General features: G+C 63.0%; 20 protein-coding genes. 9 read left to right on the top strand and 11 right to left on the bottom strand.

What is annotated here, in order from left to right:
* Window positions 1-4: 4 nt before the first annotated feature.
* Window positions 5-1,822 (bottom strand): cation:proton antiporter, encoded by a 1,818-nt coding sequence (locus tag WBK23_RS06090; RefSeq protein ID WP_424483067.1) that lies wholly within the window; start codon window positions 1,820-1,822, stop codon window positions 5-7.
* A gap of 77 nt (window positions 1,823-1,899) precedes the next feature.
* On the opposite strand from WBK23_RS06090, the gene xerD reads away from it, so the two are divergent.
* From xerD to WBK23_RS06065, 5 genes are all read left to right on the top strand, one after another.
* Complete coding sequence (xerD, locus tag WBK23_RS06085; protein WP_424483066.1) at window positions 1,900-2,796, top strand: site-specific tyrosine recombinase XerD; 897 nt, start codon at window positions 1,900-1,902, stop codon at window positions 2,794-2,796.
* A gap of 93 nt (window positions 2,797-2,889) precedes the next feature.
* Entirely contained in the window at window positions 2,890-3,615 is a 726-nt protein-coding gene (dsbC, locus tag WBK23_RS06080; protein WP_424483065.1) for a bifunctional protein-disulfide isomerase/oxidoreductase DsbC, read from the top strand.
* Between the two features lie 113 nt (window positions 3,616-3,728).
* On the top strand, window positions 3,729-5,033 hold the full coding sequence (locus WBK23_RS06075) for a homoserine dehydrogenase (RefSeq protein ID WP_424483064.1): 1,305 nt from the start codon (window positions 3,729-3,731) through the stop codon (window positions 5,031-5,033).
* 67 nt (window positions 5,034-5,100) lie between these two features.
* A complete protein-coding gene (gene thrC, locus WBK23_RS06070) occupies window positions 5,101-6,510 on the top strand; it encodes a threonine synthase (RefSeq protein ID WP_424483063.1) in 1,410 nt (469 codons plus the stop codon).
* A gap of 184 nt (window positions 6,511-6,694) precedes the next feature.
* Window positions 6,695-7,414, top strand: a complete 720-nt coding sequence (locus WBK23_RS06065) for a substrate-binding periplasmic protein (protein ID WP_424483062.1) — start codon at window positions 6,695-6,697, stop codon at window positions 7,412-7,414.
* 42 nt (window positions 7,415-7,456) lie between these two features.
* Here WBK23_RS06065 and WBK23_RS06060 read toward each other — a convergent pair whose 3' ends face one another.
* Window positions 7,457-8,656 (bottom strand): CaiB/BaiF CoA transferase family protein, encoded by a 1,200-nt coding sequence (locus tag WBK23_RS06060; protein WP_424483061.1) that lies wholly within the window; start codon window positions 8,654-8,656, stop codon window positions 7,457-7,459.
* A gap of 100 nt (window positions 8,657-8,756) precedes the next feature.
* Here WBK23_RS06060 and WBK23_RS06055 point away from each other — a divergent pair, with 100 nt between their 5' ends.
* Together WBK23_RS06055 and recJ are read left to right on the top strand one after the other, a co-directional pair.
* Window positions 8,757-9,296 (top strand): YaeQ family protein, encoded by a 540-nt coding sequence (locus tag WBK23_RS06055; protein WP_424483060.1) that lies wholly within the window; start codon window positions 8,757-8,759, stop codon window positions 9,294-9,296.
* A 214-nt stretch (window positions 9,297-9,510) separates the two neighbouring features.
* Complete coding sequence (gene recJ / locus WBK23_RS06050) at window positions 9,511-11,223, top strand: single-stranded-DNA-specific exonuclease RecJ (RefSeq protein ID WP_424483059.1); 1,713 nt, start codon at window positions 9,511-9,513, stop codon at window positions 11,221-11,223.
* A gap of 5 nt (window positions 11,224-11,228) precedes the next feature.
* Here the strand turns inward: recJ and WBK23_RS06045 are convergent, their stop codons facing one another.
* A complete protein-coding gene (locus tag WBK23_RS06045; protein ID WP_424483058.1) occupies window positions 11,229-11,900 on the bottom strand; it encodes a transglutaminase-like cysteine peptidase in 672 nt (223 codons plus the stop codon).
* Between the two features lie 289 nt (window positions 11,901-12,189).
* Between WBK23_RS06045 and WBK23_RS06040 the strand changes: the two genes are divergently transcribed.
* Complete coding sequence (locus tag WBK23_RS06040; protein WP_424483057.1) at window positions 12,190-12,960, top strand: tellurite resistance TerB family protein; 771 nt, start codon at window positions 12,190-12,192, stop codon at window positions 12,958-12,960.
* Window positions 12,961-13,029: 69 nt separating this feature from the next.
* On the opposite strand, the gene WBK23_RS06035 is transcribed toward WBK23_RS06040, so the two are convergent.
* From WBK23_RS06035 to WBK23_RS06000, 8 genes are all read right to left on the bottom strand, one after another.
* Window positions 13,030-14,892 carry an NAD(P)-binding protein gene (locus tag WBK23_RS06035; protein WP_424483056.1) on the bottom strand — a complete coding sequence of 621 codons (1,863 nt, stop codon included), beginning with the start codon at window positions 14,890-14,892 and terminating at the stop codon, window positions 13,030-13,032.
* A gap of 394 nt (window positions 14,893-15,286) precedes the next feature.
* Window positions 15,287-16,711, bottom strand: coding sequence for a gamma-aminobutyraldehyde dehydrogenase (locus WBK23_RS06030; RefSeq protein WP_424483055.1), 1,425 nt, complete (start codon window positions 16,709-16,711; stop codon window positions 15,287-15,289).
* Between the two features lie 135 nt (window positions 16,712-16,846).
* Window positions 16,847-17,671 (bottom strand): ABC transporter permease, encoded by an 825-nt coding sequence (locus WBK23_RS06025; RefSeq protein ID WP_424483054.1) that lies wholly within the window; start codon window positions 17,669-17,671, stop codon window positions 16,847-16,849.
* The gene (locus WBK23_RS06020; protein ID WP_424483053.1) at window positions 17,661-18,602 is read right to left on the bottom strand and encodes an ABC transporter permease; all 942 of its coding nucleotides are present in this window, start codon (window positions 18,600-18,602) and stop codon (window positions 17,661-17,663) included. Before WBK23_RS06020 ends, WBK23_RS06025 begins: the two co-directional genes overlap by 11 nt.
* 1 nt (window position 18,603) lies before the next feature.
* Window positions 18,604-19,632, bottom strand: a complete 1,029-nt coding sequence (locus tag WBK23_RS06015; protein ID WP_424483052.1) for an ABC transporter ATP-binding protein — start codon at window positions 19,630-19,632, stop codon at window positions 18,604-18,606.
* Between the two features lie 282 nt (window positions 19,633-19,914).
* Window positions 19,915-21,066 (bottom strand): putative ABC transporter substrate-binding protein YdcS, encoded by a 1,152-nt coding sequence (ydcS, locus tag WBK23_RS06010; RefSeq protein WP_424483051.1) that lies wholly within the window; start codon window positions 21,064-21,066, stop codon window positions 19,915-19,917.
* A gap of 81 nt (window positions 21,067-21,147) precedes the next feature.
* On the bottom strand, window positions 21,148-22,602 hold the full coding sequence (locus WBK23_RS06005; protein ID WP_424483050.1) for a gamma-aminobutyraldehyde dehydrogenase: 1,455 nt from the start codon (window positions 22,600-22,602) through the stop codon (window positions 21,148-21,150).
* 135 nt (window positions 22,603-22,737) lie between these two features.
* Entirely contained in the window at window positions 22,738-23,649 is a 912-nt protein-coding gene (locus tag WBK23_RS06000; protein WP_424483049.1) for a LysR family transcriptional regulator, read from the bottom strand.
* Between the two features lie 226 nt (window positions 23,650-23,875).
* Between WBK23_RS06000 and WBK23_RS05995 the strand changes: the two genes are divergently transcribed.
* A complete protein-coding gene (locus WBK23_RS05995; RefSeq protein ID WP_424483048.1) occupies window positions 23,876-24,664 on the top strand; it encodes a hypothetical protein in 789 nt (262 codons plus the stop codon).
* Window positions 24,665-24,824 lie beyond the last annotated feature (160 nt).

The raw sequence follows: 24,824 nt of genomic DNA, 5'->3' as shown, positions 1-24,824 counted from the left end.
GCGTTTACGGCGCGCTGCTCTCTTTGCTCTCCATGTCGATCAGGGATACCAGGGTCCAGTCCGGGCCTGGCAGGGTCTCCAATGGCTGGGTCGCGACATGGATCCAACCACGCGGGTCGCGCGCCAGCAGGAGCAGCGCTCTCTCGCCATGCAGGTCTTGATAGGCCTGCCAATCGAAGGTGGCGGTCAGGGTGGTGGTGCGAATTTCCGCCCCTTTGCTCAGGCGGCTGGCGAATTGCGGGAAGCTCAGCGGGCCATTGCCCATGGGGCGGCCGCGGACTTCCTCGCTGCTGCGGTGTTTGTCGGTGCGCCGGCTTTCGGCTCCGCTGGGCAAGGTGAAGCGCCGCAGTGCGGAAAAGTCGTGACGAAAATGCATGCAGGCCAGCGCGTTCAACTCGCTGGAGGGCGACAGCGCCAGCAGGTGGCCGAGGCCGACCAGGTCCAGGTGCGCTTCGGCATCCTGCGAGGTGGGGTTGCCGAAGTAGGTGGGGAGTTTTTCCATGCGTGCGGCGCTGATGTTTTCCCAGCTGGAGTCACTCAGCAGCACGCGGTTGCCCAGGTCCTGCAGGGCTTTGCCGAGTGCGCGGGCCACGGGATTGGCACCGACGATAAGGAAGCCGCTGGGGGCGGGTTCGGCCACGTTCAGCAGCTTTGCCAGTGGCCGTGCGGTAGCGCTCTGCAGCACAACGGTGCCGATGATCACCAGGAAGGTCAGTGGCACCAGCAGGTGAGCCTGGGCGTGACCGTACTCCTCCAGGCGCAAGGCGAAAATCGCCGATACCGCCGCGGCGACTATGCCGCGTGGGGCGATCCAGGCCAGCAGGCTGCGTTCGCGCCAGTTGAGGTGGGTGCCGATGGTGCACAGGTAGGCGTTGAGCGGGCGTGCGACAAACTGGATCACCGCCAGCAGCACCAGGGTGAGCGGGCCGAGCGCGATCAGCGCATTCAGGTCCAGGCGCGCCGCGAGCAGGATAAACAGCCCGGAAATCAGCAGTACGCTGAGGTTTTCCTTGAAGTGCAGGATCTGTCGGACATCCACGCCGCGCATATTGGCCAGCCACATGCCCATCAGTGTGATGGCCAGCAAGCCGGACTCATGCATCAGGTGGTTGGCGGCAATAAACACGCCCAGCGCGGCGGCCATGGCGGCCAGGTTGTGCAGGTACTCCGGCAACCAGTGGCGGCGCAGCACCTGGCCAAACAGCCAGCCGCCGGCAATGCCGAGCACGCTGCCGGTGCCGATGACCGCGGCGAATGTCGCGAGGCTTTGGCTCCAGGCGTTGCTTTGCTCATGGCTGACGATAAAGCTGAACATCATCACCGCCAGCAGCGCGCCGATGGGGTCGATAACGATGCCTTCCCAGCGCAGGATGTTGGCGATGGCGGACGTGGGGCGTACCACGCGCAGCATCGGCACGATAACGGTCGGGCCGGTGACCAGGGTCAGGGTGCCAAATAGCAGGGACAGCTCCCAGGTAAAGCCCAGCAGGAAGTGGGTGGCGATGGCAATGACCGCCCAGGTCACCAGCGCGCCGATGGTCACCATGCGCCGCACCACGGAGCCGATTTCGCGCCATTCGGACAGCCGCAGGGTCAGGCTGCCTTCGAACAGAATCAGTGCGACGGACAGGGACACCAGGGGGAAGAACAGCGGGCCGAACAGCTTCTGTGGGTCCAGTAGCCCCAGTATCGGACCGGCCAAAATGCCGCTGAGCAGCAGAAAGAGAATTGCCGGCAGGCGCATGCGCCAAGCCAGCCATTGGCTGGCGAGCGCTGCTGCGCCAATGCCGCCGATGGCGAATAGAATCTGGTTTTCGTTCATGCGCACTCCTTGGCGCTGGTGATTGAGGGGCGTGCTGTGGAAAACTGGGGCGATTAATCACCTTAAAGTACTAGTTGATGCCTGCGCTAGAGCATTCTCTGATCGATAAGTTTCTCGAAGCCATGTGGTTCGAGAAGGGCCTGGCCGAGCACACTCGCGCGGCCTACCGCAGCGACTTGCAGCATTTCAATGGCTGGCTGAGCGAGCGCGGCGCGCTGCTGGAAAGTGTGGGCCGCGAGGCGATACTCGATCACCTGGCCTGGCGGCTTAATGAGGGTTACAAGGCGCGCTCTACGGCGCGTCTGTTGTCGGGGTTACGCGGCTTCTATCGCTATTGTCTGCGCGAGGGGTTGATTGTGCTCGACCCGACCGTGCAGGTGGATATGCCGCAGCTGGGGCGGCCGCTGCCCAAGTCGCTGTCCGAGGCCGATGTCGAGGCTCTGCTGGCCGCCCCCGAGCTGGATGATCCGATTGGCCTGCGCGATCGCGCCATGCTTGAGGTGCTGTATGCCTGCGGCCTGCGGGTCAGTGAGTTGATCGGCCTGACGCTGGAGCAGGTCAACCTGCGTCAAGGCGTGCTGCGGGTACTCGGTAAAGGCAGCAAGGAGCGCCTGGTGCCGCTGGGTGAGGAAGCCATCGCCTGGATCGAGCGCTACAGCAAGGAGGCGCGGCCGTTCCTGCTCGACGGTAGGCCCAGCACGGTGCTGTTTCCCAGTCTGCGCGGCGAACAGATGACCCGGCAGGCCTTCTGGTACCGCATCAAACATCAGGCCAAGGTCGCCGGGATTGCCAAGAGCCTGTCGCCGCACACCTTGCGCCACGCCTTCGCCACCCATCTGCTCAACCATGGTGCCGATTTGCGTGTGGTGCAGATGCTGCTGGGGCACAGCGATCTGTCGACCACGCAGATCTATACGCATATTGCCCGTGCGCGCCTGCAGGAGTTGCATGTGCAGCACCACCCGCGAGGCTGAGAACGCCGTCCGGCCTGCCATGGTCGGCCTGCTGGGGCTTCTATGGTAGGCTGCGCCAATCACTCGTTAGATCATTTTTGTCCAGGAGTTTGTATGCGTTTTAACCGCATTGTTGTCGCGTTGGCCCTGGGTCTGGCCAGCGGCATGGGCATTGCCGCCGATGCCGACCAGGCTATCCGCAAGACCCTCAAGGCTCTCGATCCCGACCTGCCGGTTGAAGCCATTGCTGAAAGCCCTATGCCCGGCGTCTACCAAGTTCAGTTGGCCGGTGGTCGGCAGCTGTATACCAGCGCCGATGGCCAGTTCCTGCTGCAGGGCTACCTGTTCCAGGTCAAGGATGGTCAGGCGGTCAACCTGACCGAGCGGGAAGAAAGCCGCGGCGTGGCGAAAATCCTGAATGCCACTCCAGCCTCGGAGATGGTGGTGTTCCCCGCCAGACAGGCGAAAACCCATATCACCGTATTTACCGACACCGACTGCGGCTACTGCCAAAAGCTGCACAGCGAAGTGCCGGAGCTGAACCGTCTGGGGATTGAGGTGCGCTATATGGCGTTCCCACGTCAGGGCCTGGATAGCCCGGCGGCCAAAGAGCTGACCAGCGTCTGGTGCGCCAAGGATCAGCAGGCGGCCATGAACCTGGCTAAAACTGGGCAGAACGTGCCTGCCGCCGAATGCAATAACCCGGTGGCCAAGCAGTACGCCCTGGGGCAGATGATCGGGGTCAGCGGTACGCCGGCCATCGTTTTGGCCAACGGCAAGGTCATTCCGGGCTATCAGCCAGCGCCACAGTTGGCGAAAATCGCCCTGGAATCCAAGTAAGCTGAGGCTTGCGCCTGATTGACTAATAAACAGCCGCTTCGTATGGTGCGGCTCTTTTTCTACGGCCGGGGCTTGCTCCGGCCGTTTTACGCAGTGCAGATGGGGAGTTCAGTGTGAAACCGGTGAAAGTAGGCATCTGTGGGCTGGGTACCGTCGGTGGCGGTACGTTGAATGTACTCAAGCGAAATGCCGAGGAAATTACCCGGCGCGCAGGGCGTGGTATTGAAGTTGCCCAGATCGCTATTCGCTCGCCCAAGCCGCAGTACGACACGACCGGTATTAGCATGACCAGCGATGCCTTCGAGCTGGTGAACAACCCCGAGATCGATATCGTTATCGAGCTGATCGGCGGTTACACCCTGGCGAAGGAACTGGTGCTCAAAGCCATCGAGAACGGCAAACACGTGGTTACCGCGAACAAGGCGCTGATCGCCGTGCACGGCAACGAAATTTTCGCCAAGGCCCGTGAAAAGGGCGTGATCGTCGCCTTCGAAGCGGCCGTTGCCGGTGGTATCCCGGTGATCAAGGCGATTCGTGAAGGCCTGGCGGCCAACCGCATCAACTGGCTGGCTGGGATCATCAACGGCACTGGCAACTTTATCCTCAGCGAGATGCGCGAGAAGGGGCGCACCTTTGAAGACGTGCTGGCCGAGGCGCAGGCGCTGGGTTATGCCGAAGCCGATCCGACTTTCGACGTTGAAGGCATCGATGCGGCGCACAAACTGACCATCCTGGCTTCGATCGCCTTTGGCATCCCGCTGCAGTTTGACAAGGCCTACACCGAAGGCATCACCAAGCTGACCACCGCTGACGTGAACTACGCCGAGGCGCTGGGCTATCGCATCAAGCACCTGGGTGTGGCCCGTCGCACGGACGCCGGCATCGAGCTGCGCGTACACCCGACGCTGATTCCGGCTGATCGTCTGATCGCCAACGTCAACGGGGTGATGAACGCCGTGATGGTCAATGGCGACGCCGCTGGCAGCACGCTGTTCTACGGCGCGGGTGCTGGCATGGAGCCGACCGCGTCCTCGGTTATTGCTGATCTGGTTGACGTGGTGCGTGCACTGACGGCCGATCCGACCAACCGCGTACCGCATCTGGCCTTCCAGCCGGATTCGCTGTCCGATCACCCGATTCTGCCGATCGAAGCCTGCGAGAGTGCTTATTACCTGCGCATCCAGGCCAAGGATCATCCGGGCGTGCTGGCTCAAGTGGCGAGTATTCTGTCGGCCCGCGGGATCAACATCGAGTCGATCATGCAGAAGGAAGTCGAGGAGCAGGATGGCCTGGTGCCGATGATCCTGGTCACTCACCGCGTGGTCGAGGCGCAGATCAACGAGGCGATTAGCGCCCTTGAAGCGCTTGAAGATGTAGTTGGCAGCGTTGTGCGTATCCGCGTCGAGCAGTTGAACTAATCCGCCTTTGGCCGCAGGTGCAGCAGGCAGCTGCGGCTCTTAAAGATTCAACCGAAGGTTTGCCCCTATGCGCTATATCAGTACCCGCGGCCAGGCACCGGCCCTGAATTTCGAAGACGTGCTGCTCGCCGGCCTGGCCAGTGATGGCGGCCTCTATGTTCCGGAAAACCTGCCGCGCTTCACCCAGGAAGAAATCGCTTCCTGGGCCGGCCTGCCATACCACGAACTGGCCTTCCGGGTGATGCGCCCGTTCGTCACCGGCAGCATCCCGGATGCCGACTTCAAGAAGATCCTCGAAGAAACCTACGGCGTGTTTGCCCATAACGCCGTGGCACCGCTGCGCCAGCTGAACGGCAACGAGTGGGTACTCGAGCTGTTCCACGGCCCGACCCTGGCGTTCAAGGATTTCGCCCTGCAGCTGCTTGGCCGTCTGCTCGACTACGTGCTGGCCAAGCGCAACGAGCGCGTGGTGATCATGGGAGCCACCTCCGGAGATACCGGCTCGGCGGCCATCGAAGGCTGCAAGGCCTGCGACAACGTCGACATCTTTATCATGCACCCGCACAACCGCGTGTCCGAGGTGCAGCGCCGGCAGATGACCACGATCTTCGGCGACAACATCCACAACATCGCCATCGAAGGCAACTTCGACGACTGCCAGGAGATGGTCAAGGCCAGCTTCGCCGACCAGGGCTTCCTTAAGGGCACCCGTCTGGTCGCAGTCAACTCGATCAACTGGGCGCGGATCATGGCCCAGATCGTCTACTACTTCCACGCGGCCCTGCAGCTCGGTGGCCCGGCGCGCTCCATCGCATTCTCGGTGCCGACCGGCAACTTCGGCGACATCTTCGCCGGCTACCTGGCGCGTAACATGGGCCTGCCGATCAGCCAGCTGATCGTCGCGACCAACCGCAACGACATCCTGCACCGCTTTATGAGCGGTAATCAGTATGTGAAGGGTGACCTGCACCCGACCCTGTCGCCGTCGATGGACATCATGGTGTCGTCGAACTTCGAGCGCCTGCTGTTTGACCTGCACGGTCGCAACGGCGCGGCCATCGCCTGCTTGATGGATACCTTCAAGCAGGGTGGCGGTTTCAGCGTCGATCAGGACCGCTGGACCGAGGCGCGCAAGTTGTTCGACTCCCTCGCGGTGGACGACGAAGCGACCTGCGAAACCATCGCCGAGGTGTACGCCGAGTGTGGCGAGCTGCTCGATCCGCACACCGCCATTGGCGTTAAAGCCGCGCGTGAATGTCGCCGTAGCCTGAGTACGCCGATGGTGATTCTCGGCACCGCGCATCCGGTGAAATTCCCCGAGGCGGTGGAGAAGGCTGGCATCGACACGGTTCCGGCATTGCCGCCACACCTGGCGGATCTGTTCCAGCGCGATGAGCGTTGCACGGTGCTGGCCAATGACCTGAAAACTGTGCAGCAATTCGTGGCCGCCCACGGCAACCGTGGCAAGCCGCTGTAAGTCAGTGTGACGCAGGTCGAAAGCCGGTTACCCGCAGGGGGACCGGCTTTTTTTATGTGGCTATGCTTTAGAAAGGCGCATTGTTGGAGTGACGCATGGGCCCAAGGTGTCTTGCTGTCGTCATCGCGGGCTGAGTTAGGTGTGCGCATGTTGAGGTGGCGTAATGAGGCGGTGTAGTAAACCTGTGCTGTGTTACTTGCTGTGCTGTTTAGGCCTGGCGAACACGGTCGCGGCAGATACCTTTGAAGTCGGCTTCTATGATTACCCGCCGATGATGATCGAGCGCGGCAATAGCGGTATCTACAAAGATATATTCGATGAGCTGGGTGCATTGCTCGGTGATGTATTCAATATCCGTTATTACCCCTATCCGCGTATTGGCTTGTTATTCAACGGCGGTCAGCTGGATATCGAACCCGGGGTGTATGCCGGCTGGATGCGCGGGCAGCCGGTGCCGGGTGAGTTCTCGGCCCCCTTTGGCAAGATCGTCGATGTGATGGTGTTTGCCCCAGGCAAATCCTTTCCGGTAAAGACCCCCGATGACCTGCGCGGCAAGGCGCTTGGTCTGGTGCGCGGCTATGCCTACCCGGATCTGCGTGCCTTGATCGAGGCAGGACAGATTGACCGGCGCAATGGCTTGAACGAGATGCAGCTGCTGGAGATGTTGTCGGTTGCGCGCTTCGATCAGATCGTGATCAACAAGGCAGTGGCGCAATACAACATCCTTAAAATGCCCGAATATCGCAAGCTGGAAGTGGGCGATGCGATCAGTGTGTTTGATGTGAGTATGCGTGTGCATCCGCGCAATAAAGCCTGGTTGCCCAGGCTGGATGAAGCCATTCTCAAGCTGAAACGTAACGGTGCGATTGAGCGGATTTACGCCAAGTATGGCGTGACGCTCTGACTTTGCTCCTCGCGTTATAAAGACGCCGCCAGGCTGACGAATTCAGATACTGCCCTCGCGGCGCAAGGCGGCGATCTGCTCGCTGCTGTAGCCAAGGTCGCTCAGCACCTGTTGGTTATGCTCACCCAGCTCCGGCCCGACCCAGTCGACGCCGCCCGGGGTGTCGCTGAGCTTGGGCACTATGCCTGGCATCTTGAATGGCTGGCCGCCCGGCAGTTTGGCGGACAGAAACATCTCGCGGGCCAGGTACTGCGGGTCGCTGAACATATCTTCGGCGCTGAAGATGCGGCTGGCCGGCACCTCGGCCTGGTTCAGCGTGCTCAGCACCTGCTGCAGTGGCAGTGCGCCAACCCAGCGGTCGATCACTCCATAAATCTCATCGCGGCGCGCATCGCGGCCATCGTTGCTGGCCAGCGTGGCATCGTCGGCCAGGTCCTGGCGGCCGATGGCCTGCATAAAGCGCTTGAAGATCGCATCGCCGTTGGCCCCGATCTGGATATGTTTGCCATCGCTACTGGTGTGGATCGAGGAAGGGGTGATGCCGGGCATGATATTGCCGCTGCGCTCACGGATAAAACCGAACACGTCGAACTCCGGCACCATGGACTCCATCATCGCGAAGATCGCCTCATACAGCGCCACATCGACCACCTGGCCGCTGCCGCCGTTGACCTCGCGATGGCGCAGCGCCATCAGCGCGCCGATCACGCCCCACAGCGCGGCAATCGAATCGCCAATGCTAATACCCGTGCGCACCGGCGGCCGGTCCTCAAAGCCGGTGATATAGCGCAACCCGCCCATCGATTCGCCAACCGCGCCGAAGCCCGGCTGATCCTTCATCGGCCCGCTCTGGCCGAAGCCGGACAGGCGCACCATTACCAGCTTGGGGTTTAGCGCATGCAACACGTCCCAGCCGAGGCCAAGTTTCTCCAGCACGCCGGGGCGGAAGTTCTCGATCAGGATGTCGGCTTCGCTCAGCAGCTTCTTCAGCACCTCTCGCCCAGCCTCATGTTTGAGGTTGAGGGTGATCGACTGCTTGTTGCGCGCCTGCACAAACCACCACAGCGAAGTGCCCTCATACAGCTTGCGCCACTTGCGCAGCGGGTCGCCGCCATCCGGCGACTCGACCTTGATCACCTCGGCACCAAATTCGGCGCAGATGCGCGAGGCAAACGGTCCGGCGATCAGGGTGCCGAGTTCGATCACTTTCAGGCCGGCGAGGGGTTTGGCAGTTAGGTTCATCAAGGATTCCGTCGGGCGGGGCAATAGCCGCGACTCTAACGTGCGCTGGCCGCATCGGGTAGACTTGCCGGCTTATTCGACCAGTCAAGAAGCCCCGTCCATGGCCCTGCCGTCTACCACCTACAAAATCGAACTGAACCTCACCGACATGGATCGCAGCGTCTATGAAAACCTGCGTTTCACCGTGGCCAAGCACCCTTCTGAAACCGAAGAGCGCCTGGCGGCGCGCCTGGTTGCCTATGCCTTGTTCTATCACGAGCAGCTGGCGTTCGGTCGTGGCCTGTCGGATGTGGATGAGCCGGCGCTGTGGGAAAAGAGCCTGGACGACCGCGTGCTGCACTGGATCGAAGTCGGCCAGCCGGACAGCGACCGAATCACCTGGTGCTCGCGGCGTACCGAGAAGTTCAGCCTGGTGGCCTACGGCAACCTGCGCGTCTGGCAGACCAAGGCGCTCGACCCGGTACGCAGCCTGAAAAACATCAACGTCGTCGCCCTTGACCAGGAAGCCCTGGCCAAGCTGGCGCTGGACATGCCGCGCTCGCTGAACTGGAGCGTGATGATCAGTGACGGCGAATTGTTCGTCACCGACGAGCGCGGCCAGCATGAGCTGCCTATCGAGTGGTTGGCTGGCGAACGCTAAAACCTGTTTCAACGCTGTTGCGCTTGGTTATGCGGCGTTAAAAGCTGGCTCGGAATGCTCATTTACAGCAGTAAACTCCGCTTCCTCGCCAACTTTTGCCTTGCCTAACCTGCGCTCACGACGCGTTGAGAACAGGTTTGTAGTCGTAGGGCGGGTGCAACCCGCCACGTTTTGATTTCGGCGGGTTGCACCCGCCCTACAAGATAAAACCACCATGCGCATCGAAGCCCGCCCGTTACCCGCCACTCTGCCTGATCTGGGCGCTCTGCCACCGTTGTTGACCCGCTTGTATGCCGCTCGCGGCGTGCAGTCGGCTGCCGAGCTGGACAAGGGCCTGGCGCGGCTGATTCCGTATCAGCAACTCAAGGGCATGGATGCAGCGGTCGAGCTGCTGGTGCAGGGATTGCAGCAAGGTCAGCGCATGTTGATCGTTGGCGACTTCGATGCTGACGGTGCCACCGCCAGTACGGTAGGGGTGCTTGGCCTGCGCATGCTTGGCGCGGCGCATGTCGATTATCTGGTGCCCAATCGTTTCGAGTACGGCTACGGTCTGACTCCGGAAATCGTTGCGGTGGCGCTGGAGCGCGAGCCGCAACTGCTGATCACTGTGGATAACGGCATCTCCAGCGTTGAGGGCGTGGCCGCAGCCAAGGCGGCCGGCTTGACCGTGTTGGTCACCGATCACCACTTGCCCGGTGCCGAGCTACCGGCCGCCGATGCCATCGTCAATCCCAACCAGCCGGGCTGCGAGTTCCCCAGCAAGGCGCTGGCCGGCGTCGGGGTAATGTTCTATGTGCTGCTGGCCCTGCGTGCGCGCTTGCGTGAAATGGGCTGGTTTACTGTGCAGCGCCCGGAGCCGAACCTGGGCGAGCTGCTCGACTTGGTTGCGCTGGGCAGCGTCGCCGACGTGGTGCCGCTGGACGCCAACAACCGCATCCTGGTGCATCAGGGCCTGGCGCGGATTCGCGCTGGGCGGGCGCGTCCGGGCTTGCGCGCAATTCTCGAAGTGGCCGGGCGCGACCATCGGCGCATCACCTCCACCGACCTGGGCTTTATCCTCGGTCCACGGCTGAATGCTGCCGGTCGTTTGGACGACATGGCGCTGGGCATCGAATGCCTGCTCTGCGAAGACGAAGCGCTGGCGCGTGATATGGCGGTGCAGCTGGATCAGCTCAATCAGGATCGCAAGGCCATCGAGCAGGGTATGCAGCGTGAGGCGCTGGCCCAGCTCAAGGATCTGCCTCTGGACGATATGCCATTCGGTCTGTGCCTGTTCGAGGCCGATTGGCACCAAGGCGTGATCGGCATCCTCGCCTCGCGGATGAAGGAGCGCTATCACCGCCCGACCATCGCCTTTGCCGATGCCGGCGACGGTGTGCTGAAAGGCTCGGCGCGTTCGGTGCCGGGTTTTCATATCCGTGACGCGCTGGATGCGGTGGCAGCCAAGCACCCACAGTTGATCAGCAAGTTCGGGGGGCATGCCATGGCCGCCGGCTTGTCGCTCCCAGCGGCGAATTTCGGCGCGTTTGCGGCGGCCTTCGACGCCGAAGTGCGCCGCCAGCTCTGTGCTGATGATCTGACTGGCCGGTTGCTGTCTGATGGTGCCTTGTCCATCGAGGAGTTCCACCTGCCGCTGGCCAAGGAGCTGCGCAATGCCGGGCCCTGGGGCCAGCACTTCCCCGAGCCGTTGTTTCATGGCGTGTTTCAGTTGGTGCAGCAGCGCATCGTCGGCGAGCGCCATCTCAAGGTGGTGTTGAAAAGCGAGTGCGGCAGCGTGCAGCTCGATGGCATCGCCTTTGGTGTGGACCGCGAAATCTGGCCGAACCCGACCGTGCGCTGGGTGGAACTGGCCTACAAACTCGACGTTAACGAGTACCGTGGCCAGGAGGCGATGCAGCTGATGATTGTCCACATCAGCCCACGCTGATGGCGCTAGCTCTGCGGTGAACGTGCGGCCGAGCCATCGGCCAGGGCGCGTTCGCTCAGCTCATTCCAGCGCGCCAGAAACTCCGGTGGCTGGCTGACGCGCTGCGGCGACTTGGCCAGAAACACCCCGTGATTATTGAAGGAATACACCGGCAGCAGGTCGCGGCGCTCGCTGGCCGGGCGAATACGTGGGTCGAGGTTGTCGAGGATCAGCGGCTGCTCGTTGGGGCTGGGGTAATAGGCCAGCACCATATGCGCCTGATTCTGCGTGAGCGCCTTGACGAAGGTCAGGCGCAGCTTCTCGCTGGGGATGCCCATGCTGACCAGGCTGAAGTACTTGGCGATGGCGAAGTCTTCGCAGTCGCCCTGGCCGCGGCTGAGCGTCTGCGCTGGCGTGGCCCAGTAGTCATCCGCAGCCCAGGCCTGTTGGTCGCTGACAAAACTCACCGAACGGTTGATAAAGCCATTGACCCGCTCCAGGCGGGCGCGTTCGCTGTCCTGCGCGGCGCTGCTCAGCAGGCTTTGCCAGGAACTCAGGCGGGCGCTGCTGAGGGCTTCGTTGAGCGCGCTGGGATGGGGTGGCGAGGCATCGGCGCTCAATGCCGGGCTGAATAGCCAGCAACTGGCGAGCAGGCTGTGCAGCAAGCAATGGGCTGGGCGAGCGGCGCGTGGTGGCATGGCGCTGAGTCTCCGGCGTCGGCTCTTGATAGCCTTTTACCGTTGTGGGGTTTCTGTCCGTCATCCTATCGACGTCAAATATAGATCGACTATCGACAGAATGTGATGGTGACCACTATTTGACATGTTTGCTGCCCCGTCACTGACAGAAAGCCGACGAATAGCCGGTTTTCCTGGCCTTTATGCCCGCTGGCAATCTTTCGAAGCACTCTGGCGTTAGGTCGCGGTAAACCTCTGTCCCTAGAATCAGTCTGTGTGACTGCACACCTACTTTTAGGGAGAACGGTTGATGAATACGCGTGGATTGCTTGATCAGTTGCTGAAATCCGGTTCGGATCTGCTGCAGCAGAAGTCTGGCGGTGCATCCGCCGGCGGCATGGCTGGCGGTTCGTCCGGTGGTTTGGGCGGTTTAGGTGGCGCACTGGGTGGTTTGCTCGGCGGGGCAGGCAAAGGTGGTCAGAGCGGTGATCTGAGTACCTTGCTCAAAGGTGCAGGTGGTGGCGCATTGGCGGCCGGTGCGCTGGGCATGCTGCTGGGCAACAAGAGTGCGCGCAAGATGGGCGGCAAGGCGCTGACTTACGGTGGTTTGGCCGCGCTCGGCGTGGTGGCGTACAAGGCCTATGGCAATTGGCAGGCGCAGCAGGCCAGCGCGCCACAGGGCGAGCCGCAGACCCTCGACCGCCTGCCGGCACCGCAGGCTGAGCAGCACAGCCAGGCGATTCTCAAGGCCCTGGTCGCCGCCGCCAAGGCAGACGGCCACGTCGATGCCCGCGAGCGACAGCTGATCGAAGGTGAATTGGTCAAACTGACCAGTGATGCCGAGCTGCAGCACTGGTTGCAGGCCGAACTGAACAAACCGCTGGACCCTGCTGAAGTGGCGCGCGCCGCCAGCACCCCGGAAATGGCCGCCGAAATGTACGTGGCCAGTGTGCTGATGGTCGATGAAGAGCACTTTATGGAGCGTGCTTACCTGGAAGAACTGGCCCGTCAGCTCAAGCTGGACCCAGCGCTGAAGGTCGAGCTTGAGGCTCAGGTGCGCCAGGAGTTGTTGGCCCGCTAGCTAGAGTGCACTCGCCCTGGTAGGTGAGCAGGCGGCGGATGGGCGTCCGTCACCTACTCGACCGGGCGCTTAGCTCAGCTCGTTTACCGCGCGTGCGGCTTCGTCGATAGCGGCGTGGGCATAGGCGCTCCAGGCCGCGTCGGAGTTGGCGATGCTGACGTTGCCGACCTTCTGGCGAGCCAGGTTCATCAGTTTTTCGCTCTCTGCTTCGTCATCGAACAGGCTATTGCTGTAGCCGGCGTAGCCGTGCGACCAGCGGTTGACGGTGATCGCCAGAATGTCCTTGTGGTGCTCGAAGCCGCCTGCACCGAGCATGCGTTGCAGTTGCTCGCGCAACTGCGCTTCGAGTTGTTCGAAGCTGGTGCCGTAAAGCTTGCCACGCCCCGCGCGGGCCTGGTCGCGAGCATTCATGCCGCTGTTCGGGCTGGTCGGCACATACACCATGTGTAGGCAGATCGGCTGCTTGGGGTCACGTGGGTGCTTGTAGTCGCCGAGGTCCACCGGGTAGTCGAGTTTGATCCGGCTGTAGGGCTGGGTCGCCGCGTAGATTTCATGCACGCCGAGCGTGGTGAAGGCCTGCCAGTTGCGGATCACCACCTTGGTGTAAACCAGCGGGTATTTGACGTTCTGGCTCAGCGCGTGGGCCTGTTCGGCCGAGAGGTCGCGCAGCAGGTACGGGATCATCATGTTGTAGCTGGCCAGCACGCAGTGTTTGCCGCGCACGCGGGCCAGCTGGCCGCCACGGCTGTAGCCGACATCGACGCCGCCGGTGACGTTGTGCACGCTCACCGCAGTGCTGTTCAGGCGCAGGCGAATCGGACTGTCGGCCACGTCCAGCTTGGCGTAATCGAACTTGGCCAGGACGATGTCTTCCATGCCTTTGCCCGGAGCCACGGCTGGAATCAGGCTGCGCACCAGCAGGCGCGCGACCGAGGCGTTACCGTCCGGGAAGTGGTAGATGTACGGCTCTTCCATCTCGGCTTTGGCTTCTTCGCTGATCGGGGGCAGGTTCATCGCGCTGAAACCGGGGAAGCCAACGTAATAAGCGTCGTAGGCGGCCACGGCATCAATGCTCAACGCCATAAAGTCGTTGGTACGGCTCTGGAAATACTTCACGGCGGCCGGCGAGAGGCCGACGTCCTTGAGCAGGAAGTCGCGGTAGCTGGTCTTGCTCAGGTGCTGCTCTTTCTCGTCGACTGATTTGCCGGCGAGGTAGTCCTTGGGCGCATTGTGCAGGGCGATCAGCGCCTGGCGGTCGGCTTCCGGCAGCGGGAAGTCGTTGATGAACTCGGCAATCGGGCGGGCATGCAATTTGTCTGGGGCGATATCGTCGGCCACCATCGGCGTCGGGTCGCCGGTAACCAGTTTGTCTTCGCCGAAGTTCTCCTTGTCGAAGAACACCGCGCGCGACAGGCCGAGGTTGGGGTAGAAGTCGCGGTCGAAGGCGGTATCGAAACGCTTGGTCTGTACCCCGAGGCTTTGCATCAGGTCGTTCACGGTCTTGCTGAATAGGTGGCTCGGTGATTGGAACGACTCGCTGCCGCCGTAACCGATGATGGTGCGCCCGCCGGCTTCGAACTCGTTGCGCTTGGCGTGACCGCCGAAGTCGTCGTGGTTCTCGATGATCAGGATGCGTGCCTGTGGGTGTTGCTGCCGGTAGAACCAGGCGGCGGACAGTCCGCTGAGGCCGCCACCGACCACCACCAGGTCGTACTCCTCACTGAGCGGCAGGCTGTCGGTGTCGAACACCTTCTTCTCCCAACCCATCTGGTGCGCAACTTCGAAGGAGCCGACATGGCTACCGCGCAGCCCCGTCAGTGCCGGCGGGTAGTAACGCCCGGAGGGGCTGGCGCGAAGCACCTGGATCGGCGTCAGGCCAGCCGCAATAGTCAAAGCGACGCCGTTGAGGAAGTCGCGGCGAGTGATGGTCATGGTAGAGCCTCCGGTTGAAAGTTCGGGTCAAGCGCCGTACATGCATAGCGTTGCTCCGGCCCATGCCAGGCGGAACGCATCTGGATGCAGTACAGCCTATAACGCTGCAGGCGGTGGAGTGGCGCGCAGGTTGCGACTGGCCCGTGCGGGCCGTGATGACGATGATCTTCGCGGGTATGCCGCAGGCATCGGCTGTCCGTAAGGGAAGCAGGCTGGCCTGATGTGTGCGGCGCGCATGATACCCCGTCCTTCGCGCCGCCCCGCGCTGACGGAGTGTCGCCAGCGGCGGTGCTGTTTCATTGTTAGTGCGCCAGCTGATTTTCGGGGGGTGGAAAAGACGGAGCGACCCAAGCCTCACGCCCGCCGGGCGGGCGAAAGGTTCAGATCAGTTGCGTTAATGCTTGAACATCACGTGGCGGATGGCGGTGTAATCCTCGAGCCCATACATGGACATGTCCTTGCCATAACCGGACAGCTTCACCCCGCCATGGGGCATCTCGCTGACCAGCATGAAGTGGGTATTGACCCAGGTGCAGCCGTACTGCAAACGCGCGGCCATGCGGTGGGCGCGGCCGACGTCGCTGGTCCATACCGAGCTGGCCAGGCCGTAGTCGGAGGCGTTGGCCCAGGCCAGGGCCTGCGCTTCGTCGTCGAACGGGGTGACCGAGACCACCGGGCCGAACACTTCGCGGCGTACGATTTCGTCGTCCTGCAGGGCACCGGCCAGCACCGTCGGCAGGAAGAAGAAGCCGCTGCCGGCCGGGGCCTTGCCGCCGGTGACCACTTCGATGTGTGAAACGGCGCTGGCGCGCTCGACGAAGCCGGCCACGCGCTGGCGATGCACCTCGGTGATCAGTGGGCCGAGTTCGGTGCTGGCGTCGTCCTGCAGGCCATGCTTGATCGAGCTGACGGCGGCACCGAGGGCGGCGACGAACTTCTCGTAGACGCCTTTCTGCGCGTAGATGCGGCAGGCGGCGGTGCAGTCCTGGCCGGCGTTGTAGAAGCCGAAGGTGCGGATACCTTCCACGGCGGCGTCGATGTCGGCGTCGTTGAAGATGATCACCGGGGCCTTGCCGCCCAGCTCCATATGCATGCGCTTAACCGAGGCGGCCGTGCTGGCGATGATATTGGCCCCGGTGGGGATGGAGCCGGTCAGCGACACCATGCGCACCTTGGGATGGGTGACCAGTGGCTCGCCGACGCTGGCACCGCGGCCGAAGACGATGTTGACCACGCCGGCGGGGAAGATCCCGGCGATCAGCTGGCCCAGGCGCAGGGCGGTCAGCGGGGTCTGCTCGGACGGTTTGAGCACCACGCAGTTGCCGGCGGCCAGGGCTGGGGCCAGCTTCCAGGCGGCCATCATCAGTGGGTAGTTCCACGGCGCGATGGAGGCGACCACGCCGATCGGGTCGCGGCGGATCATCGAGGTATGGCCGGGCAGGTATTCGCCGGCGGCTGAGCCTTGCAGGCAGCGCGCGGCACCGGCGAAGAAGCGGAATACGTCGGCGATCGCCGGCAGCTCGTCGTTGCGCGCAGCGGCGTAGGGCTTGCCGCAGTTCTGCGATTCCAGGCGGGCCAGCTCGTCGGCGTTGGCGTCGATGGCGTCGGCCAGGGCCAGCAGCAGGGCGGAGCGCTGGCCTGGGGTGGTCTGCGACCAACTGTCGAAGGCAGCGTCGGCGGCGCGCACGGCGGCGTCGATCTGCTCCGGGGTGGCTTCCGGAATCTGCACCAGCACCGAGCCCTGGGAGGGGTTGAGCACCGGCTGCGCGGCACCGAGGCCGTCGACCAGTTCGCCGTTGATCAGGAGTTTGCTTTGCATCGCTTCAACCTCGCTATCGGGTTTGCAGGAATGTTCTTGTCGGGTGGATGTCGCTTTTTACATCCACCATGGGCGTCTCTGCCGGCAGTGGTGGATCGATGAAGCGTGATCCACCCTACTTTTTGCCCCGCGTCCTTACTTGCCGCTGCCGGCCACGCCTTCACCACCCTTGGTCAGGTAGTAGGCACCGAGGATCGGTAGCATGGTCACCAGCATCACCAGCATGGCGACCACGTTGGTTACCGGCACATCACGCGGGCGTGACAGCTGGTTGAGCAGCCACAGCGGCAGGGTGCGTTCGTGGCCGGCGGTGAAGGTGGTGACGATGATCTCGTCGAACGACAGGGCGAAGGCCAGCATGCCGCCGGCCAGCAGGGCCGAGCCGAGGTTGGGCAGGACGATGTAGCGGAAGGTCTGCCAGCCATCGGCACCCAGGTCCATGCTCGCCTCGATCAGGCTGTGGCTGGTGCGGCGGAAACGCGCGATGACGTTGTTGTAGACGATCACCACGCAGAAGGTCGCATGGCCGATGACGATGGTCAGGAAGCCCGGCTCGATGCCGAAGCTCTTGAACGCCGCCAGCAGGGCCAGGCCGGTGATGATGCCGGGCAGGGCGATCGGCAGGATCAGCAGCATGGAGATGCTTTCCTTGCCGAAGAAGTCGCGGCGGTACAACGCGGCGGCGGCCAGGGTGCCGAGGATCATCGCGACCAGGGTCGCCAGGGCGGCGATCTGCGCCGACAGCTTGATCGCTTCCAGTACATCCGGACGGGCCAGGGCCACGCTGAACCAGTGCAGGGTGAAGCCCTGCGGCGGAAAGCTGAAGCCCGAGCTTTCGGTGTTGAAGGCGTAGATAAAGATGATCAGGATCGGGAAGTGCAGGAACAGCAACCCGCCCCAGGCGGCCAGTTTCAGGCCCCAGGAGGCTTGATCCCCGTGCTTTTCGGCTTTAGAGCGCATCGAAGGCCCCCAGACGTTTGACGATGGACAGGTATACGGCGATCAGCACGATCGGCACCAGGGTGAAGGCGGCGGCCATCGGCATGTTGCCGATCGAGCCCTGCTGGGAATACACCATGTTGCCGATGAAGAAGCCGGGCGGCCCCACCAACTGCGGCACGATAAAGTCGCCGAGGGTCAGGCTGAAGGTGAAGATCGAGCCGGCGGCGATGCCCGGGATCGACAGCGGCAGAATCACTTGCATAAAGGTTTGCCGGGGCTTGGCGCCGAGGTCGGCCGAGGCTTGCAGCAAGGAGGGCGGCAGGCGTTCCAGCGACGCCTGGATCGGCAGGATCATAAACGGCAGCCAGATGTAGACGAACACCAGAAAGCGCCCCAGGTGCGAGGTCGACAGAGTGTTGCCGCCCACCCCCGGCACTTCGAGGATCAGCTGCAGCAGCGGTTGCAGGTGCAGCGCCTGGATAAACCACATGGCCACGCCGCCCTTGGCCAGCAGTAGGGTCCAGGCATAGGCCTTGACGATGTAGCTGGCCCACATCGGCAGCATCACCGCGATGTAGAAGAAGGCCTTGGTCTTGCCCGTGGTGTAGCGCGCCATGTAGTAGGCGATGGGGAAGGCGATCAGGCCGCTGGCGATCGACACCGCCACCGCCATGCCGACGGTGCGCAGGATGATGTCGAAGTTGGCCGCCTGGAACAGCGCGGCGAAGTTGGCCAGGGTGAGGTCTGGAGTGACCGTCATGCTGAAGTCGTCGAAGGTGTAGAAACCTTGCCACAGCAGGGTCAGTAGCGAACCCAGGTACACCGCGCCAAACCACAGCAGCGGTGGAATCAGCAGCATCGACAGGTACAGCGTCGGCTTGCGGTAGAGCAGGTCGGACAGCCGGCGCATGAGGCCGCCGCTGTGGTCGAGGGCGAGGGTCTGGCTCATCTCACACGTCCTCGCGCAGGCCGACCATGGCACCACGCGCCCAGCGCGCGCTGACCCGCTGGCCTGGCTGCACCGGCGCATCGCCCAGTTGCCATTGGTTGTTGGCCTGGCTGACGGAGAAGTTCTGGCCGTTCTCCAGCTGGATCTCGAAACGGGTCGAGGCACCCTGGTACTGGATGTCGTGCAGCAGGCCGCTGATTTCCACTTCGTCGTTGCCCAGGGTCTCGCCGTTGCCCAGGCGGGTGTGTTCCGGACGGATCGACACCGGCAGCGGCGAGCCGTTGATCTGCGCGGCCAGCTCGCCCTTGAGCACGTTGGAGGTGCCGACGAACTCGGCGACGAACGGGGTGGCCGGCTTCATGTAGAGGTTGCGCGGGGTGTCGACCTGCTCGATGCGGCCCTTGTTGAACACCGCCACGCGGTCCGACATGGACAGCGCTTCGCTCTGGTCGTGGGTGACGAAGATGAAGGTGATGCCGAGCTGGCGTTGCAGCTTCTTCAGCTCGCTCTGCATCTGCTCGCGCAGCTTGAGGTCGAGGGCACCGAGCGGCTCATCGAGCAGCAGCACCCGCGGCCGGTTGACCAGGGCGCGGGCCAGGGCCACGCGCTGACGCTGGCCGCCGGACAGTTGCGCCGGTTTGCGCGCGCCGTAGCTGCCGAGGGCGACCATGCCCAGGGCTTCCTCGGCGCGGGCCAGGCGTTCGGACTTGCCGACGCCCTTGACCTTGAGGCCGTAGGCGACGTTGTCCAGCACGTTCATGTGCGGGAACAGGGCGTAATCCTGGAACACCGTGTTGACGTCGCGACGGTAGGGCGCCAGGCCCACGGCCTCCACGCCATGAATACGAATGGAGCCGCTACTTGGCTGCTCGAAGCCGGCGATCAGGCGCAGGCAGGTGGTTTTGCCCGAGCCGGACGGGCCGAGCATGGAAAAGAATTCGCCATCCTGGATGTCGATGGACACCCGGTCGACGGCTTTGACGTCGCCGAACGCGCGGGACACATCGGTGAATTGCACTGCAAGGGTCATTTCAATTGCTCCAGGATAAAAGCCATCCACCACCGTCTCGCCCGGGTTGGGTTTGCCGACACAAGACGGGAGAGTCGGTGGTTGATGTACAGCGGTGAAACCAATTGTTTGGAATGGGCGACCCAGGTGTGTGTTTCACCCCTGGGCTAAGTTGAGGCAGCGCTGAGCGAGCGGTCTGTGGGCAAGGCGTCCCGCAGCACGAAGCGAGACATACCGTCTGGTAGGCGAGCTTCGTGCGAGGACACAACGCCGCCCACGGACCGCGCAGCCAGCGCGGAACCCTTATCTACCGCCCATGATGGCGATGTAGTCCTGGGTCCAGCGGCTATACGGGACGTACTTGCCACCCTCGGCCTGCGGGGTTTTCCAGAAGGCGATCTTCTCGAAGTTGTCGAAGCCGTTGGTCTTGCAGCCTTCGGCGCCGAGCAGGGCGTTGTCCTTGCAGGCCGCTGGCACAGCCGGTACCGAGCCGAACCAAGAGGCCAGGTCACCCTGCACCTTGGGTTGCAGTGACCAGTCCATCCACTTGTAGGCGCACACCGGGTGCTTGGCTTCGGCGTGCAGCATGGTGGTGTCGGCCCAGCCGGTGGCGCCTTCAACCGGTACGGTGGAGGCGATCGGCTGTTTCTCCAGTTGCAGCGCGTTGACCTGATACGGCCAGGCGCCGGAGGCCACCACGCCTTCGTTCTTGAAGTCGTTCATCTGTACGGTGACGTCGTGCCAGTAGCGGTGGATCAGCGGCTGCTGGGCGCGCAGCACTTCGAGCACGGCGGCGTACTGGGCCTCATTGAGCAAGTAGGGGTCGGTGATGCCCAGGTCCGGTTTTGTCGCCTTCAGGTAGAGGGCGGCGTCGGCGATGTAGATCGGGCCGTCGTAGGCCTGCACGCGGCCCTTGTTGCTCTTGCCGTCGGCCAGGGTTTGCTCCTCGAACACGACTTTCCAGCTGGTCGGTGCTTCCTTGAACAGCGTGGTGCTGTACATCAGTACGTTCGGGCCCCACTGGTAGGGCGTGCCGTAGTGCTGGCCGGCGACCACGTGCCAGGGCGAATTCTGCAGGCGGCTGTCGACGTTCTTCCAGCTGGGGATCAGGTCGATATTGACTGGCTGCACGCGCTTGCCGGCAATCAGGCGCAAGGAGGCATCGCCGGAGGCGGTGACCAGGTCGTAGCCGCCCTTGGCCATCAGGCTGACCATCTCGTCGGAGGTGGCGGCGGTTTTGACGTTGACCTTGCAGCCGCTGTCTTTTTCGAACTGGGTCACCCAGTCGTAGTTCTTGTCGGTTTCGCCGCGCTCGATGTAGCCGGGCCAGGCAATGATATCGAGCTGGCCTTCGGCCTTGCCCAGGGTTTTCAGCGGTTCGGCGGCCTGGGCGGCACCGGCGGCGAGCAGAGCGGTGGCCAGTGCGCTGAGCACTGCAGTTTTATACGCGGACATTGTGATTCCCTCTTCTTGTGGGCTGTTATCGGGGCAGTTGAATGTCGTTCGGCGATACGGCTGCCGAGCCGGCGGTGTTACTCAGTCTAGTTGTTGTCCGTGGCGCGCCATGATGTGGCGCACCACGCTGTAATCCTGCAGTGAGTCGCTGGACAGGTCCTTGCCGTAGCCGGAACGCTTGAGGCCGCCGTGGGGCATTTCGCTGGCCAGCATGAAATGGGTGTTGATCCAGGTGCAGCCATATTGCAGGCGGTTGGCCAGCTGGAAGGCCTTGTCCAGGTTCTGCGTCCACACCGAGCTGGCCAGGCCGTACTCGGAGTCGTTGGCCCAGTCCAGCGCCTGGTTCAACTGGTCGAAACGGGTGACGGTGACCACCGGACCGAACACTTCGCGCTGGACGATCTCGTCGTTCTGCTTGCAGCCGGCCAGCAGGGTTGGCTGGTAATAGAAGCCAGCGCCGGAATGCACGGCGGCACCGGTGACCCGCTCGATATGCGGCTGGCCGAGGGCGCGCTCGACGAAGCTGGCCACGCGGTCGCGCTGGCGGGCGCTGATCAGCGGGCCGATCTCGTTATCGCTGTCTTTCTTGCGGGCGAAACGGATGCTCGCCACCGCATCGCCCAGCTCGGCGACTAGGCGGTCGTGGATGCCGGCCTGAGCGTAGATGCGGCAGGCGGCGGTGCAATCCTGGCCGGCGTTGTAGTAACCGTGGGTGCGAATGCCCTGCACCACGGCGTCAAGGTCAGCGTCGTTGCAGACGATCACCGGCGCCTTGCCGCCCAGTTCCAGGTGCGTGCGTTTCAGCGTGCGCGCGGCGGTCTGCAGGATCTTCTGCCCGGTGACGATATCGCCGGTCAGCGACACCATGCGGATGCGCGGGTGGCCAACCAGCTGGCTGCCGACGCCTTCGCCACCGCCACAGATGATGTTCAGCACGCCCGGCGGTAGGGTCTGCGCCAGTGCCGGAGCCAGGGCCAGGATCGACAGCGGGGTGTGTTCCGAGGGTTTGAAGATCATTGTGTTGCCGGCGGCCAGGGCCGGGGCGATCTTCCAGGCGGCCATCATCAGTGGGTAATTCCACGGTGCGATGGACGCGACCACGCCCACCGGGTCGCGGCGCACCATGCTGGTGTGGCCCGGCACGTATTCGCCAGCCAGCTGACCCTGCTGGCAGCGCACGGCGCCGGCGAAGAAGCGGAACACATCGGCGGTGGCGGGGATGTCGTCCTGACGCGCCAGGTGCAGCGGCTTGCCGCAGTTCAGCGATTCCAGACGAGCGAGCTGCTCGGCGTTCTGTTCGATGGCATCGGCGATGGCCAGCAGTGCTGTGGCGCGTTGGGCCGGAGTGGTCCGCGACCAGCCGGCGAAGGCGCGGTGGGCGGCCTGCACGGCGGCTTCCACCTGCTCCAGCGAGGCTTCGGCGATGGTGGTGAGCACTTCGCCGCTGGCGGGATTGATGATGGCTTCGGCCAAACCTTCCCCGCCGACCAATTGGCCGTCGATCAGCAGTGCGCTGTACAGGGTGGGTTCTGGCATTTTTGGCGTTCTTTTTTTGGTTTCTGCCTGCATGACGGCTCCAGTAACTGCCCGGAGCGCCTGCGTCTTTATGAAGCTGAGACTAGAGCCCGGTGCAGCGGTCGACAAATTCTAAATATTGAAAGCAGCGTTCGATTAAATCGAAACCTTGCGATTGTTTGGCTGTTCGCGTGCTACCGAGAGGAACGGGTCAACCAGTGCAGGCCGCGCCGTGCCTCGGCGCCAGGCCAGGCCGACGTCCATTGGCTCGCTCAGGTCAGCCAGCGGCAAGGCCTCGATGATGTCGCCTTCCAGCGACCAGGGGCGGTAGGTCATGTCCGGCTGGATCGACAAACCAAGGCCGGCCGCCACCAGGCTGCGCACCGCTTCCACCGAGGCGGTGCGCAGGGTGATGGTCGGCGTCATGCCGGCGCGGCCCCAGATGCGTTGGGTGTGCAGGCCCATTTCGTCGGCGTTGAGCTGGATCAGCGGCTCGCTGGCTACATCCGCCAGGCTGATGCTGTCGCGTTCTAGCAACGGATGCCGCGCCGGCAGCCATAGGCGGTGCGGCGAATGGGTCAGCACCTCGGTCTGCAGGGCGTGGCGGTCTTCCAGGTTTGAGAGGATCAGCACGCCGACATCGATCTCGCCGCTGACCAGCAGGTGCTCGATATAGGGGCGCTCATCCTCGACTACGCGCACCTGCACGTTGGGGTAGGCACGCTGGAAGCGGGTGATCGGGTCGGCCAAGTAGTAACCGGCAACCAGGCTGGTTACGCCAATGGTCAGGCTGCCGGCGACCTGGTCGGTGCTCTGCTGCAGGCTGCGCTTGGCATTGTCCACAGTGGCCAGGATCAGGTGCGCCTGGCGCAGGAACTGGTGGCCCTGGTGGGTCAGGCTCATACCTTTGGCGTGGCGGTTGAACAGGCTGACGCCGATCTCCTCCTCCAGTTGCTGGATGGCCAGGGTCAGGGTCGACTGGGAAATAAACACCGCCTGGGCGGCGGCGGAAATCGAGCCGGTTTCGGCGACGGCGATGAAATGGCGGATCTGGCGCAGGGTCATCATGCGGCGGTGGCTCGCAGCGAAGAGTGGGTGCTGGGCATTATGGTTTGTCGAAAGTAGGTGGGTTATTTCTTTTTTAACGAAGGCTTAGGTTTTATTGCGCCCATTAGCCCTGTGCAGAGGCAATTCTCGCGCCACGCACGTGTTGCCTATTGCACTGAACCGGTGATGGCCGCTGCCGGTTTGCCTCCCTATACTCGGCGCTTTTCTCGCTATGGACGGATACCCAATGCGCCGCATCTACAAGAATTGCCTGCTGACCCTGGGAATGCTGTGCCTCAGCCCGTTGTTGCAGGCTGCCCCCGATGCAGCCTTGGCACAGGTGCAGCAGGCGCAGGTGCTGGTATTTCGTAGCAGTACCGACCTGTTTATCCATCGTGGTGAAGGCGGGCACGCCGAGCTGGCCGCCAAGGTGCAGGCTGACCTGGGCAAGCTGGGTGAACGCGTGAGTGCATTGCAGGCGCAGGCATTGACGGATTCGGCGCGGCTGGCAATGGAGCAGCTGCAGCCGCCGTTGACCGCCTTTACCGGGTTGGTCGAGCAGACGCTGGCCTACAAGCCTGGCGAGCCGGACCTGCAGTGGGAATTCAATTTCCAGTACAGCAAAGCCCAGCGCGAGCTGGTGATTGCACTCGAAGCGCTTGAGCAGCAGTTGTTGAAGGCCTTGCCCCAACCGCTGTCGGCATCTGAGCAGCGCCTGCAAAGCCTGCCGGTCAAGGTGCAGTACCTGGCGGCACGTTACACCGCGCGGGCCTATGTCGGTGATATCGAAATCCTGCCGGAGCAACAGCAGCATTACCTGAATCAGGATATCGACGTGCTGGCCAAGCAGGTGGATGGCGAACTCGCCAGCCTCGCCGGCGAGCTAACCGATGCCCAGGCGCAGCAACGCTTGCAGCGGGCGCTGCCGCGCTGGAAGTTTATCTACCCGCGTCTGCTCGACTACAACGACAACCTGGTGCCGCTGATTGTCGAGCGCCATGCGGCCGAGCTGGCCGACCAGTTGTTACGTTTGTAAGAACCTGATTACGATCTGCTGTGCGTCGGCGCTGCCGCGTTAAAAACAGCCTCAGAATGCTCATTTACAGCTCGTAAACTGCGCTTCTTCGGCTTTTTTGCCTTGTCTCGCTCTGGCTCGCGAGATCGTAAATAGGTTCTAGGCCGACGCGTTTGGCTTG

Source organism: Pseudomonas sp. (assembly GCF_049653025.1).
Lineage (GTDB): Bacteria > Pseudomonadota > Gammaproteobacteria > Pseudomonadales > Pseudomonadaceae > Aquipseudomonas.
This window is presented reverse-complemented; position numbering and strand designations above follow the sequence as displayed.